Source organism: Caballeronia sp. Sq4a (genome assembly GCF_023170545.1).
Taxonomy (GTDB): Bacteria; Pseudomonadota; Gammaproteobacteria; order Burkholderiales; family Burkholderiaceae; genus Caballeronia.
In genome coordinates, this window is sequence record NZ_CP084250.1 from 786,906 (window position 1) to 799,925 (window position 13,020).

Genomic DNA, 13,020 nt, shown 5'->3' on the forward strand with positions numbered 1-13,020 from the left:
TTTCAAAACGCTACGTTCGGAGGTCGCATGAGCATTTTCTCTTATCGAAAGCATCTGCGTTTCTTGAGCCAGGCGCAAAGGCGTCGCTGGTGGGATCAGAAGAAGCGATTGACGCCGCGTGTCGTAATCGGTGGGGCGTATGTCCCACCCAATGTCACGCGTGAATTCGCTTATGTGAAGGTAGGCTGATCGCCTCAAAAGGAGTCAAGACACAATACACAGCCCCGCCGGACGGCCCGTCCGGCGGGGCTTTTAATTTGATTTGTAAAGATGCGTTACTCGAGCGGCACGCTGTCTCGACGCAAACAAAGCATCAGCGCGCCCTCCACCTTGCCGTTCGGACTGCTCCTCGCCCACAGCATCGCCAACCTGCCCGAGCGCCAGTCGCAGACCTTGCAATTTGCAACAAATGGCCCGAGCGGCCGCGCGCGTTTTTAGCTAAATTCAGAGTACGCAGCCGCGCGACCGGATGGACCGGTCGGCCTCAAGCGGCGAGGAGAACCAAAGTGAAAAAGCTCGGTAGTTTGTTGGTCGCCGGCGCCCTCGGCCTGGGTGTCGCGAGTCTGGCGCAAGCGCATGTGTCGGTCGGGGTAGGTATCAGCGTGCCGGCGTATCCGGTGTATCAGGCGCCGCCCGCGCCGGTTTATGTCGCTCCGCCGCAGCCGGTTTATGTCGCGCCGCCTCCGCCTGTCGTCTATGGGCCGCCGCCGGCAGTCGTCGTGGGCGGCTACGGATACAGTTATTACGGCCGTCCTTATTGGCGGCACGGGTATTATGGCCATCCGTATGGTCACGGTTACGGCTACGGTCGCGGCCACTGGCACTAATAATCCGTTTTCCGCGATCGACCGCACGAGCCCCGCAAGGGGCTTTTCTTTGGCATCGATGAAACTGGCTATTCCGATTCGCTTCGGAACTGGCGAGAATGGCGTTTTTCCGACGCCACTTCACATCCGATGCTTCCACTTCCTGCCCCGACTTTCGATGACGTCGCCGATGCCGCCCGCCGCATAGACGGCGTCGCGCATCGCACGCCGGTTCTCACGTCCCGCACGGCGGACGAAATCGCCGGCGCGTCGCTCTTTTTCAAGTGCGAGAACTTCCAGCGCATGGGCGCTTTCAAGTTCCGCGGCGCGTTCAACGCGCTTTCGCATTTCGACGGCGCTCAGCGCGCGGCCGGCGTCATCACGTATTCGTCGGGCAATCACGCGCAGGCGATCGCGCTGTCCGCCCAGCTCGCCGGCATTCGCGCGACGATCATCATGCCGGAAGACGCGCCCGCCGCGAAAATCGCGGCGACGCGCGGCTACGGCGGCGAAGTCATCACGTATGACCGCTACACGCAGAATCGCGAAGAGATCGGCCGCGTGCTGGCCGAAGAGCGCGGCATGACGCTGATTCCGCCGTATGACCATCCGCATGTGATCGCGGGGCAGGGCACGGCCGCGAAGGAGTTGATCGAAGAAACCGGGCCGCTCGATTATCTCTTCGTGTGTCTCGGCGGCGGCGGGCTGATCGCGGGCTGCGCGCTCGCGGCGGCGGCGCTGTCGCCTTCGTGCAAGGTGATCGGCGTCGAGCCGGAAGCCGGCAACGACGCGCAGCAGTCGCTCGCGCGCGGCGAGATCGTGCATATCGAGGTGCCGCGCACCATCGCGGACGGCGCGGCGTCCACACACGTCGGCGAATACAACTTCCCGATCATCCGCAAGCACGTGGAGCGCATCGTCACGGTGAGCGACGCGCAGCTCGTCGATACGCTGCGCTTTTTCGCCGAGCGCATGAAGATGGTCGTCGAGCCGACCGGCTGCCTGGCGGCAGCGGCCGTGCTTCAGAAGGTCGTGCCGGTGGAAGGCAAGCGCGTGGGCGTGATCGTGAGCGGCGGCAACGTCGACCTGGCGCGCTTCGCGCAGTTCATCGCGTGAAGCGGGCCGTCAGGACGCCGCGTGCACGATCAGATCGCGGTAGCCGTTGACAATCACGCTGTACGCGAAATAGGCGAACAGCACGGCGGACATCACATGGCACGCGCGCAGGAGGCGCGTGCCGGCGCGCTTGCGGCCGTGGGCGGCGAGCGTGCAGACGAAGAGCGTCCAGCCGAGTCCGCCGCAGAAGAAGCCGAGCAGAAACACCGACGCGCTGATCGGGCTCGTCGCGCCGGCTTTCGCGATCAGCGCGCCGCCGACCGCCGCGAACCACAGAATCGCGCTCGGCGATGAAACCGCGAGCAGGCATCCGCGCAGGAAGCTCTTGAGATGGCTCTGGCGCGGCGCGCGCGTATCCGCTTCGCCCTCGACGGGCGGCGCGGACGCGGGGTTCATCGCCTCGCGCGCCATCTTCCACGTGAGAAACAGCAGCACGATGGCCCCGCCGATCCACACGACCCACCGCACCGCAGAGAACTGCAGCAGCGCCGACATGCCCGCCAGCGCGAGCGCGGCGTAGAACAGGTCGCCGAAACACGTCCCGAGGCCGAGCACGAGGCCCGGCTTGAACCCGTGCGACAGCGCGAGCGAAATGATCGCGACGTTGGCGATCCCGATATCCAGACACAGCGACAGCGACAAGAAGAAGCCGTCCGACATCAACGACCACGAATGCGTCATGCGTGCTCCGTGAGCGCGAGCGTCACGTCGAGACGGCCGGTCGGCACGCCCATCGTGTTCACCATCGGCGGGTGACGGAAATCGTCGAGCGCGGCGCGTTGCTCGCGCGTGCCGATGTCGAGCAACTCCAGCACGTGCGCGACGATCGCATGCAGCACGTTCGTGTTGCCGTCCTCGACCTTCACCGCAATGCCGAGCGCGCCTTCCGGCCGCTTCACGCCGATCGCATAGCTCGCGTCCGCGCCGGTCTTGCCGACGAGCGCGCCGCCGTACGCCCGCATCAAGCGCGTGCAGAAGCGTCCTTCGCCCGCGACGAGTTCGGGATGCGAGGTCATCGCGCGATAAATGCGCCCGAGCGCCGAGCCGTCCGGCGCGCCGGCAATCTTCATGTAGAGCCGAGCGAGGCGGTCGAGCGGGAAAGCGGGCGTCGGCAGATTGCATCCGTCGATGGCCCAGAGCACGTCGCCGAACGGCAGATCGACTGCCTGCGCCGTCGCGTGCTTCACGCGCGCCTGGAGCGGATGCTCCGGCAGGTGATAGCCGTCGAGCGCCGCGTTCATGGCCCGCGCGCCCGCCAACATGCCGGCGTGCTTGCCGGAACAGTTGCTGCACACGGGCGTCGGCGTGAAATCGCGGCGAATCCAGTCCTTGTAGACGGCGTCCGATATCGGCGGATGGCCGCCGCAACGCAGATCGCTCTCGCTCGCGCCGGACTTCGCCAGCATCGCGCGGGCGCGTTCGATGTGGCGCGGCTCACTGCTGTGCGAGCCGCACATCAGCGCGAGATCGGCTTCATCGAAGCCGAACTGTTCTAGCGCGCCCGTTTCGATGACAGCAAGCGCCTGCGCCGGCTTCGCGGCCGAGCGCGGCAGCGTCACGCGATGCGGATCGCCGAACGAATAGAGCAGACGGCCGGCGGCATCGACCACCGCGACATGCGCGACGTGCGTGTTCTCGATTGCGTTTCCCCGATACAAGGTCGCTGCGATCATGCGTTTTTCCCCGCGTTGTTCAGTCCGATTTCGGTCCACAGCGCATCGACGCGCCGCTTGACGGCCGCATCCATCGTGATCGGGCGGCCCCATTCGCGGTTGGTCTCGCCCGGCCACTTGTTGGTCGCGTCGAGTCCCATTTTCGAGCCGAGGCCCGCGACCGGCGACGCGAAGTCGAGATAATCGATCGGCGTGTTGTCGACCATGACGGTGTCGCGCGTGGGATCGACGCGCGTGGTGATCGCCCAGATCACTTCCTTCCAGTCGCGCACGTTGACGTCTTCATCCACCACGACGATGAACTTCGTATACATGAACTGCCGCAGGAAACTCCAGACGCCGAGCATCACGCGCTTGGCGTGACCGGCGTAGCTCTTCTTCATCTGCACGATGGCCATGCGATAGCTGCACCCTTCGGGCGGCAGATAGAAGTCCGTGATCTCGGGAAACTGCTTCTGCAAGAGCGGCACGAACACTTCATTGAGCGCCACGCCGAGCACCGCGGGTTCGTCGGGCGGCTTGCCGGTGTAGGTCGAGTGGAATAGGGCGTCGCGGCGCAGCGTGATTTTCTCGACGGTGAAGACCGGAAACCACTCCTGCTCGTTGTAATAGCCGGTGTGATCGCCGTACGGGCCTTCGAGCGCGTGCTCGTAACGCGCGGCGGCGCCCGTCGACGGACGCGGCGGCGCGCCTTCCGGCGCGGGCGGCACCGCGCTTTCCTGCGGATAGATGAAGCCTTCGAGCACGATCTCCGCGCGCGCCGGAACCTGCAAGGTATCGACGCCCGGCGTCAGGCACTTCGCGAGCTCGGTGCGCGAACCGCGCAGAAGGCCCGCGAACTGATACTCGGAGAGCGTGTCGGGAACCGGCGTGACCGCGCCGAGAATGGTGGCCGGGTCCGCGCCCAGCACGACCGCCACCGGATACGGCTTGCCCGGATTCGCGAGCGCGAACTCGCGGAAATCGAGCGCGCCGCCGCGATGCGCGAGCCAGCGCATGATGAGCTTGTTGCGCCCGATGAGTTGCTGCCGATAGATGCCGAGGTTCTGCCGCGTCTTGTTCGGCCCGCGCGTGACGGTAAGGCCCCACGTCAGCAGCGGTCCGGCGTCGCCCGGCCAGCAGGTCTGGATCGGCAGGCGCGGGAGGTCCACGTCGTTGCCTTCCCACACGATCTCCTGGCAAGGCGGCGCGCTCACCGACTTGGGCGCCATGTCCCACACGGCCTTGGCGAGCGAGAGCAGCTTGCCGGCGTCCTTCAGGCCGCGCGGCGGCTCCGGCTCCTTCAGCGCGGACAGCAGCCTGCCGATATCGCGCAGCGAACTGAGCGCGGCGGTGTCGCTGCCGAGGCTCGCATCGGCGCCGGTCTGTGGCTCCGTTTCGATGCCCATGCCGAGCGCCACGCGGCGCGTGGTGCCGAAAAGGTTCGCGAGCACCGGCATGCTGTGACCGGTCGGCGCTTCGAAAAGCAGCGCCGGGCCGCCCGCGCGCAACACGCGGTCGGATAGTTCGGTCATTTCCAGGACGGGGGAGACAGGCTGCCGGATGCGGCGCAGTTCACCGAGCGCTTCGAGGCGGGCGGTGAAGTCGCGCAGATCTTTATATTTCATCGATGGTCGGACGAGGACTCGAGGCCGCTCCATGGAGCGGGACGGGCGGGACGGCTGCGCGCTAGGCGATTGTCGATTTTACCTGCGTGTCAGTCCGTGCGCTGGGAGACATTCAGGTAATTCCGCTGGAAACCGCCTTTGGGACGTGCGCTGGCGCTCCTAAACGGTGTTCATTATTACTGTAAGTAATTGAAACGGAACGGTATAGCATTGACGGATCATTAAACCCTGCTAGAATCCCTTCGCATCCATTGCAGGTTTTGAAACTTTTTACCTTAGCCTCAGGTCTTTTCTCAGACGCTATGCGTCGCCTGCGCCGCACCTGCCCGGCGATTCATGGCTGTTGGTTGTCACGGCCGGCGTTATCGAACGCCGGTTTTTCGCGTGGGAAGCCATCTGCGCATCAAGGGCATGCTGTTCGTGCCGCGCACTCCGGCCGCTTTTGCCGGTTCGGCTTTCCAGACGGCGCATGCCGTTTCCCCGATGCCGCTTACGCCTTGCCAAGAGCGAGCGGTGTCTGATTTGCGCTTTCGAACACCGGTTTATTGGTATTCATCAGCCTAAATCATGCAACATTGGGAGCATCGATGAACGCTTGGTTATCGTGGCGTCCCGACACTCGCGTCGCGCAAAGTTTGCGCACCGCGCTGCGTCGTGGAAGCCGTATGAGTCACTATCTCTTCAGCCTGGTCGGTTGCGCGGCCATCGTCACGGCGCTCGCGCTGTGGCTCCTGCCGTCCTGGCGCACCACCTTTGCCGCACGGATCATGCCGTTCGTGTCCGCCGCGGTCCAGGCGGGTCCTGCGCGGCTTCTCGCCGGCCAGCCGCTTCCGCCGTTCTCGGCCGTGCATCGCCAGCCGGCCGACGCGGCGCCGATCAGCCTCGCCGCGAATCCGGACCGGACCGCTGCGCCGGCGGCGCAGGTGCCGTCGCTCGGCGCCGCCGCCACGGACGACGAGAGCACCCGTCAACTGACCGGCGGCATCAGTCTCGCGGTGTCGCCCAACGGGCTCGATCCGCGCACGATGCCTTCGGTCAGCTTGCTGGCGAGCGCGATTCCGGCGCAGCGCATCGTCGCCGATGCGCGCGACGACCGCGTGCTCGTCTCCACGCGCGAGCAGAAGCTCGTCGCCAACTTCATCGCGCGGCGGTACCGCGTGGCGGAGGAGCCGGTCAGCGACCTCGTGCGCGCCGCGTTCGACACCGGCCGCGAAGTCGGTCTCGATCCGCTGCTGCTGCTGTCGGTGATGGCCATCGAATCGGGTTTCAATCCGTACGCGGAAAGCGGCGTCGGCGCGAAAGGGCTGATGCAGGTGATGTCGAAGGTGCACTCGGACAAGTTCGAGTACTTCGGCGGCAGCCACGCGGCACTCGATCCGCTCGCAAACATCAAGGTCGGCGCGCTGGTGCTGAAGGATTGCATCGCGCGGGGCGGCTCCGTGGCGGGCGGCCTGCGCTACTACGTCGGCTCGACCTCGCAGGACGACGGCGGCTACGGCGCCAAGGTGCTCGCCGAACGCGCGCGTCTGCGCGATGTCGCGCGCGGCCGCAATGTGCCGATCAACGCACCGCAGGCGCCGGTTCAGGCCGCGCCGAAGCAGGTGCTGGCGTCCGCCTCGGCGGATACGGCCAAGCGCGTCCACGTGACGATAGACGGCGCGAAGAAGGCCGACGCGCAGGACGACAGCGATTCCGGCGAGTCGAAGCACGCCGCGTCCGCCGAACTGGGCGCCTGATCGGTCAGTCGAACGGTCGGACAAAAGAAAAGGGCACCTCAAGCGGGTGCCCTTTTTTCGTTTGCGTCGAGTAATACTCAGCGACTGAACAAGTCTCCGAGCCGCGACACCGCTTCTTCCAGCTTCGAATACGCCGTCGCATACGAGAGCCGGATGTAGCGGTCCGGCGCGTGAAAGCCGAAATCCGCGCCCGGCACGAGCACCACGCCGGCGTCGTGCAGCATGGAACGCGTGAGCCTTTCGCTGTCGCCGGCGGCGGGATGCGGCACGCTCGTCGTATCGGCGTAGACGTAAAACGCGCCGTCCGGCACCACCGGCACGCCGAAACCGAGCGAGCGCAGCGCCGGCACGATGTAGTCGCGCCGCCGCTTGAACTCCAGCCGGCGCGCTTCGTAGATGGCGAGCGTCTCCGGCTCGAAGCACGCGAGCGCAGCATGCTGCGCCAGCGCCGAGGCGCAGATGAACAGATTCTGCGAGAGCTTCTCGACCGCGCCGACCATCGCGTGCGGCACGACGAGCCAGCCGAGCCGCCAGCCGGTCATGTTGAAGTACTTCGAGAAGCTGTTGACCGTCACCACGTCGTCGCCGAAGGAGAGCGCCGACACGGGCTTTGCGTCGTAGCTCAGGCCTTGGTAGATCTCATCGACGATGGTGAAGCCGCCGCGCTCCCGCACCTTCCCGACGATGCGCCGCAGTTCGTCCGGCTCGATGGAGGTTCCCGTCGGATTCGACGGCGACGCGAGCAGCACGCCGCGCGTCGCGGGCGTCCAGTGCGCTTCGACCTGATCGGCGGTGAGCTGGAAGCGTTCGGCCGGGCCGCTCGCGATCAGCACCGGCTTGCCGTCCGCCGCCGACACGAAGTGCCGGTTGCACGGATAGCACGGGTCGGGCATCAACACTTCGTCGCCGTTGTCGACGAGCGCCATGCACGCGAGCAAGAGCGCCGCCGACGCACCCGCCGTCACCACGATGCGCGCGGGATCGACGCTTAGGCCGAACGCGTTGCGGTAATGCGCGGCGATCGCCTCGCGCAACGCCGTGACGCCGAGCGCGTTCGTGTACTGCGTGACGCCGCGCGTGAGCGCGTCGGCGGCGGCACGCGTGACGGGCGCGGGCGCGGTGAAGTCCGGCTCGCCGATGCCCATGTGGATGATGTCGCGTCCGGCGCGTTCGAGCGCCTGGGCGTCCTTCATCAGCTCCATCACGTAGAACGGCTCGATCGCGTCGACGCGGGAGGCGAGCCGCATGAGCGGTTCCGAAGCGGTATTCATGCCGTCGATCCCGTTAGCCGCGCCCGCGCGCCTGCGCTTCGGCAGGGCGCATCGCGACGGCGAGCTTGTCCAGCACGCCGTTCACGTACTTGTAGCCGTCCGAGCCGCCGAAGGTCTTCGTCAGCTCCACGGCCTCGTTGATGACCACGCGATACGGAATGTCGATGTGATGCTTGAACTCGAAAGCGGCCACGAGCAACACCGCGCGTTCGACCGGCGAGAGCTGGTCGATCGGGCGGTCGAGGCACGGTTGCAGTTCGGCGGAAAGCGCATCGGCTTCCTTGATGACACCGTGCAGGATCGCGTCCAGATGTTCGTGGTCGGCCTTGTCGAAGCCCTGCGCGTTGCGCAGTTGCGCGTCGATCTCGCCGCCGGGCGCACCCGACAGCAGCCATTGGTAAAGCCCTTGCGTCGCGAGTTCACGCGAGCGGCGTCGTGCGCTCTTCATGCGCGGTCCTCGTCTTCGTCTTCGTCATCTTCTTCGTCGCCGCCGAGCTGTTCCAGCGCGACCGACAGATTCGCCATTTCGACCGCCACGCGCGCAGCGTCGCGGCCCTTTTCGGTCATGCGCGCGACGGCTTGTTCGTCGTTCTCGGTCGTGAGCACCGCGTTCGCCACCGGAATGCCGAAATCCAGCGCGATGCGCGAAATGCCCGAGCCGCTTTCGTTCGACACGAGCTCGAAGTGGTACGTCTCGCCGCGCACGACCGCGCCGAGCGCGATCAGGGCGTCGAACTGGCCGGATTCTGCGAGCTTTTGCAGCGCGAGCGGAATCTCGAGCGCGCCCGGCACGGTCACGAGCAGCACGTCCTCGCCGATCACGCCGAGGCGCTCCAGCTCCTCGATGCAGGCATCCGCGAGGCCGTTGCACACCGGTTCGTTGAAGCGCGACTGCACGATGCCGATGCGCAGGCCGTCACCGTCGAGGTTCGGCTGGTATTGTCCGATTTCCATGTAGAGATCCGTTGGTTTGGAATAAGTTGGATGCGGCGGCTGTCGTGAATCAGGCCGAACGCAGATGCGCCACTGTGCCGTCCGTGGCGCTCGCCGCCGTCGCGGGGCAGCCGGGCATCGGAATGAAGCCGGTCACTTCGAGCCCGTAGCCCGACATGCTGCCGAGGCGCCGCGGATTGGCGAGCACCTGCATCTTGCCGACGCCCAGATCGCGCAGAATCTGCGCGCCGATGCCGTAGGTCTTGAAGTCGATCGGGCGGCGCTGCGGCTTCGCCGCTTTGTCGCTTTCGTCGAGCGCGCGGAAGGTTTCGACCAGATGCTCGCGGCTGTCGCCGCAATTCAACATGACGATAGCGCCGAGATCGCGCGCGGCGATTTCCTTCATGGCGGCGTCGATGGTCCACGAGTGCGTGGACGCGTCGATTTCGAGCAGATCCAGCACCGACAGCGGTTCGTGCACGCGCACGGGCGTTTCGCGGTCCGGCGACGGCGTGCCGCGCACGAGCGCGATATGCGGCGAGCCGGTCGGTTCGTCGCGATACAGCACCGCGCGGAACGTGCCGTGCGCGGTCTGCATGGTGCGCTCGCTGACCTTCTCGATGATGGATTCGGTGCGGCTGCGATAGTGGATCAGGTCCGCGATGGTGCCGATCTTGATGCCGTGCTGCTCGCCGAATTCGATGAGGTCCGGCAGACGCGCCATTTCGCCGTCGTCGCGGATCACTTCGCAGATCACGGCAGCAGGCGTGAGGCCCGCGAGCGCGGTCAGGTCGCAGCCGGCTTCCGTGTGGCCCGCGCGCACGAGCACGCCGCCCGGCTGCGCCATGATCGGGAACACGTGACCCGGCTGGACGATGTCCTCGGCGCGCGCATGGGCCGCGACCGCCGCGGCGATGGTGCGCGAACGGTCGGCGGCGGAAATGCCGGTGGTCACGCCCTCGGCGGCTTCGATGCTGACGGTGAACGCCGTGCCGTACTGCGTGCCGTTGCGCTGCGTCATGAGCGGCAGGTTCAGCAGCTTGCAGCGTTCCTGCGTGAGCGTGAGGCAGATCAGGCCGCGGCCGTAGCGCGCCATGAAGTTGATCGCTTCGGGCGTGATGAAGTCGGCGGGGACGATCAGGTCGCCTTCGTTCTCGCGATCTTCCTCGTCGACGAGGATCACCATGCGGCCGGCCTTGAGCTCGGCGATGATTTCTGGAGTGGAAGCGATCGACATGGTGGCGTCCCGGCAGGTCTGTTTGGGAAAGGCCTGTATTTTACGCCACGGCCGATGGACAGTTGTCGGGAAAACGCGGGGCGGGGCGGCGTGTCGTGCTGCTTGCAACGCGATCGAGCGTTGCGTCGGCTTGGGTAGAGCGCAGGGCCGCGGGAGGCGCCGGCGCCGGACGAACGCGCGATGTCCGGCAACGCGCGCGCTTCAGCGACGTTTGCGTATGACGCTCACCAGCCGCCGAACAATCGGTCTAGCGCCGACAAGATCTCGTCCTGTCGATGTACGAGCGAGCTGACTGGCTTGGTCAACGCGCTGCGCGGAATGGCGGCAAGCGTCGGGGTATCGAGCATGCACTCGATTCCCTCGATTGAAAACACGGGAATCAGATCGGGCGGAAGCGGTACCGGAGCGATCCGGTCTAATCGGCGCAGTGGAATGACCACGCGCGTTGCCAGCCCCGATAGATGATTCCCCTGGACCTCGACAATATAAGGCGTACTGGCGTGTCCACTTGGATTGGCGAAAACGTCGAACCGGGCCATCAAAACGTCCGGTATTGTCCGAGCGGCAAGCCATCGCGCTCGATCATGTCGTTGTACGCCTGGATGAACTCCGCATGTTTGATCGCCCACTGGCGATCTTTCTCCAACTGCACTGCCTGTCGTATCGCGCGCTCGCACGTCTGCGAGAAGTTGATGCCGAGCTCCTTTGCGTCCTTGTAGACGTCCTCGGGCAGGCTAATGTTGGTAGCCCGGCGCGGAATGGTGTCGGTCGTCGTGTGGCGCATGATCGCCCTCTCGATGTGGGTATTTATGCGCATTGTAACCCACATGAGGCCGTTACCTCGCGGGGGGCCTCGCGCTATGCGCCGTACCGGCTTACCCCGCCGACATCATCCTCTCCACATACCGCGCGATCAGATCGATCTCCAGATTCACCTTCGCGCCCGCGTGAAGCGCCTTTAACGTCGTCACTTCGACCGTATGCGGAATCAGGTTGATCGAAAACTCGCAACCATCCGCGCGATCCTCGACGGCGTTCACCGTCAGACTCACGCCGTTCACCGTCACCGAGCCCTTGTACGCCAGATATTTGCCAATGTCCTTCGGCGCGACGATCCGCAATTCATGCGATTCGCCCACGCGCTCGAAGCGCGACACCGTGCCGAGCCCGTCTACGTGGCCGGACACCAGATGCCCGCCCAGCCGGTCGTGCGCGCGCAGCGCCTTTTCGAGATTGACCTCCGCCCCCGCATCGCCCAGGCCGACCGTCTTGTTCAGGCTTTCGCGCGAGACGTCGACATCGAACGCATCCGGCGTCTTCTCGATCACCGTCATGCACGCGCCCTGAATCGCGATGCTGTCGCCCAGTTCGACGTCCGCGAGATCGAGGCCGCCCGCCGCCACCCGCAGACGCACGCCGGCTTGCGGCTCCGCGCCGAGCGGCGTGACCTTTTCGATGCGGCCTACCGCCGCGACGATTCCTGTAAACATGAAGCGCGTTCCTTTGTATCGAAGCGTGTTTAGAGCAAGGGACCGGCGACGTGCGCATCGGCGAAGCGCGCCAGAATGCGCAGATCGTCGCCGAGCCGGTCGATGCGATGAAACTTGAGATGCGGCCGCGCATCGAGCGTGGCGGGCGGCGCGAAGTCGAACATGCCGGGCGCGCTGCCGAGCAGGCTCGGCGCGAGATACACCAGCAGTTCGTCGACGCAGCCTTCGCGCAAGAGCGAGCCGTTCAGCTTGTGCCCCGCCTCGACGTGCAGTTCGTTGATGCCGCGATCTGCGAGCGCCGTGAGCATCGCCGGAAGATCCACCTTGCCGTGCTCGTTCGACAACTCGATCAATTGCGCGCCCTTATCGCGCAGCAACTCGGCGCGTTGGGCGTCGGCGTGCGCGGAATGGAAGATCCACGGCGGCGCGCCGTCGAGAATGCGCGCATCCAGCGGCACGTCGAGCCGGCTGTCGATCAGAACGCGCTGCGGCTGGCGCGGCGTGTCGACCGCGCGCACGGTGAGTTGCGGATCGTCCTCGCGTACCGTGCCGATGCCGGTCAGGATCGCGCAGGCGCGGGCGCGCCACGCGTGACCGTCGGCGCGCGCGTCTTCGCCGGTGATCCACTGGCTTTCGCCCGATGGCAGGCCTGTGCGTCCGTCGAGCGTCGCCGCCACTTTCATGCGCACCCACGGCCGACGGCGCGTCATGCGCGAGACGAAGCCGATGTTCATTTCGTGCGCCTCGTTCGCGAGCAGCCCGCAGCGCACGTCGATGCCCGCGTCGCGCAGCATCGCGAGGCCGCGGCCGGACACGGCCGGGTTCGGGTCTTCCATCGCGGCGATGACTTTCTCGACGCGCGCGTCGATCAGCGCGTGCGCGCAGGGCGGCGTGCGCCCGAAGTGGCTGCACGGTTCGAGCGTCACGTACGCGGTCGCGCCGCGCGGGTCCTTGCCGCGCGAACGGGCGTCTTTCAGCGCGCGCACTTCGGCGTGATCCTGGCCGGCCGGCTGCGTGAAGCCCATGCCGATCACTTCGCCGTTTTTGACGAGCACGCAGCCGACGCGCGGATTCGGCGTCGTCGTGTACATGCCGCGCGAGGCGAGCGCGAGCGCGCGCTCCATGTAGGTGAAATCGGATTGCGAGAACAT

At 66.0% G+C, this 13,020-nt stretch carries 14 protein-coding genes; 3 read left to right on the forward strand and 11 right to left on the reverse strand.

Features of this window, described 5'->3' with window-relative positions:
- Positions 1-506 precede the first annotated feature (506 nt).
- Together LDZ24_RS03640 and LDZ24_RS03645 are read left to right on the forward strand one after the other, a co-directional pair.
- Positions 507-827, forward strand: coding sequence for a hypothetical protein (locus LDZ24_RS03640; RefSeq protein ID WP_248321646.1), 321 nt, complete (start codon positions 507-509; stop codon positions 825-827).
- A 129-nt stretch (positions 828-956) separates the two neighbouring features.
- A complete protein-coding gene (locus LDZ24_RS03645; RefSeq protein WP_248321647.1) occupies positions 957-1,922 on the forward strand; it encodes a threo-3-hydroxy-L-aspartate ammonia-lyase in 966 nt (321 codons plus the stop codon).
- Positions 1,923-1,931: 9 nt separating this feature from the next.
- On the opposite strand, the gene LDZ24_RS03650 is transcribed toward LDZ24_RS03645, so the two are convergent.
- From LDZ24_RS03650 to LDZ24_RS03660, 3 genes are read right to left on the reverse strand one after another with little or no spacing between them, the layout of a single operon-like run.
- Positions 1,932-2,603: a LysE family translocator gene (locus tag LDZ24_RS03650; RefSeq protein WP_248321648.1), complete on the reverse strand. Its 672-nt coding sequence runs from the start codon at positions 2,601-2,603 to the stop codon at positions 1,932-1,934.
- The gene (locus tag LDZ24_RS03655; RefSeq protein WP_248321649.1) at positions 2,600-3,595 is read right to left on the reverse strand and encodes an asparaginase; all 996 of its coding nucleotides are present in this window, start codon (positions 3,593-3,595) and stop codon (positions 2,600-2,602) included. Before LDZ24_RS03655 ends, LDZ24_RS03650 begins: the two co-directional genes overlap by 4 nt.
- Positions 3,592-5,202 (reverse strand): UbiD family decarboxylase, encoded by a 1,611-nt coding sequence (locus tag LDZ24_RS03660; protein WP_248321650.1) that lies wholly within the window; start codon positions 5,200-5,202, stop codon positions 3,592-3,594. Before LDZ24_RS03660 ends, LDZ24_RS03655 begins: the two co-directional genes overlap by 4 nt.
- A 587-nt stretch (positions 5,203-5,789) precedes the next feature.
- Between LDZ24_RS03660 and LDZ24_RS03665 the strand changes: the two genes are divergently transcribed.
- Entirely contained in the window at positions 5,790-6,938 is a 1,149-nt protein-coding gene (locus LDZ24_RS03665; RefSeq protein WP_248321651.1) for a lytic transglycosylase domain-containing protein, read from the forward strand.
- A 77-nt stretch (positions 6,939-7,015) separates the two neighbouring features.
- On the opposite strand, the gene LDZ24_RS03670 is transcribed toward LDZ24_RS03665, so the two are convergent.
- The 8 genes from LDZ24_RS03670 to ribD all read right to left on the reverse strand — a co-directional run bounded on the left by LDZ24_RS03670 (position 7,016) and on the right by ribD (position 13,020).
- A complete protein-coding gene (locus tag LDZ24_RS03670; protein WP_248321652.1) occupies positions 7,016-8,209 on the reverse strand; it encodes a pyridoxal phosphate-dependent aminotransferase in 1,194 nt (397 codons plus the stop codon).
- Between the two features lie 13 nt (positions 8,210-8,222).
- On the reverse strand, positions 8,223-8,657 hold the full coding sequence (gene nusB, locus LDZ24_RS03675) for a transcription antitermination factor NusB (protein WP_175939794.1): 435 nt from the start codon (positions 8,655-8,657) through the stop codon (positions 8,223-8,225).
- Positions 8,654-9,163: a 6,7-dimethyl-8-ribityllumazine synthase gene (gene ribH / locus LDZ24_RS03680; RefSeq protein WP_175939795.1), complete on the reverse strand. Its 510-nt coding sequence runs from the start codon at positions 9,161-9,163 to the stop codon at positions 8,654-8,656. The genes nusB and ribH overlap by 4 nt, the downstream gene beginning before the upstream one ends.
- A gap of 49 nt (positions 9,164-9,212) precedes the next feature.
- Entirely contained in the window at positions 9,213-10,379 is a 1,167-nt protein-coding gene (gene ribBA / locus LDZ24_RS03685; protein ID WP_248321653.1) for a bifunctional 3,4-dihydroxy-2-butanone-4-phosphate synthase/GTP cyclohydrolase II, read from the reverse strand.
- Between the two features lie 224 nt (positions 10,380-10,603).
- On the reverse strand, positions 10,604-10,918 hold the full coding sequence (locus LDZ24_RS03690; RefSeq protein WP_248321654.1) for a CcdB family protein: 315 nt from the start codon (positions 10,916-10,918) through the stop codon (positions 10,604-10,606).
- Positions 10,918-11,163, reverse strand: coding sequence for a type II toxin-antitoxin system CcdA family antitoxin (locus LDZ24_RS03695; protein ID WP_248321655.1), 246 nt, complete (start codon positions 11,161-11,163; stop codon positions 10,918-10,920). Before LDZ24_RS03695 ends, LDZ24_RS03690 begins: the two co-directional genes overlap by 1 nt.
- A 91-nt stretch (positions 11,164-11,254) precedes the next feature.
- Positions 11,255-11,869 carry a riboflavin synthase gene (locus LDZ24_RS03700; RefSeq protein WP_248321656.1) on the reverse strand — a complete coding sequence of 205 codons (615 nt, stop codon included), beginning with the start codon at positions 11,867-11,869 and terminating at the stop codon, positions 11,255-11,257.
- A 29-nt stretch (positions 11,870-11,898) separates the two neighbouring features.
- Entirely contained in the window at positions 11,899-13,020 is a 1,122-nt protein-coding gene (gene ribD / locus LDZ24_RS03705; protein WP_175939798.1) for a bifunctional diaminohydroxyphosphoribosylaminopyrimidine deaminase/5-amino-6-(5-phosphoribosylamino)uracil reductase RibD, read from the reverse strand.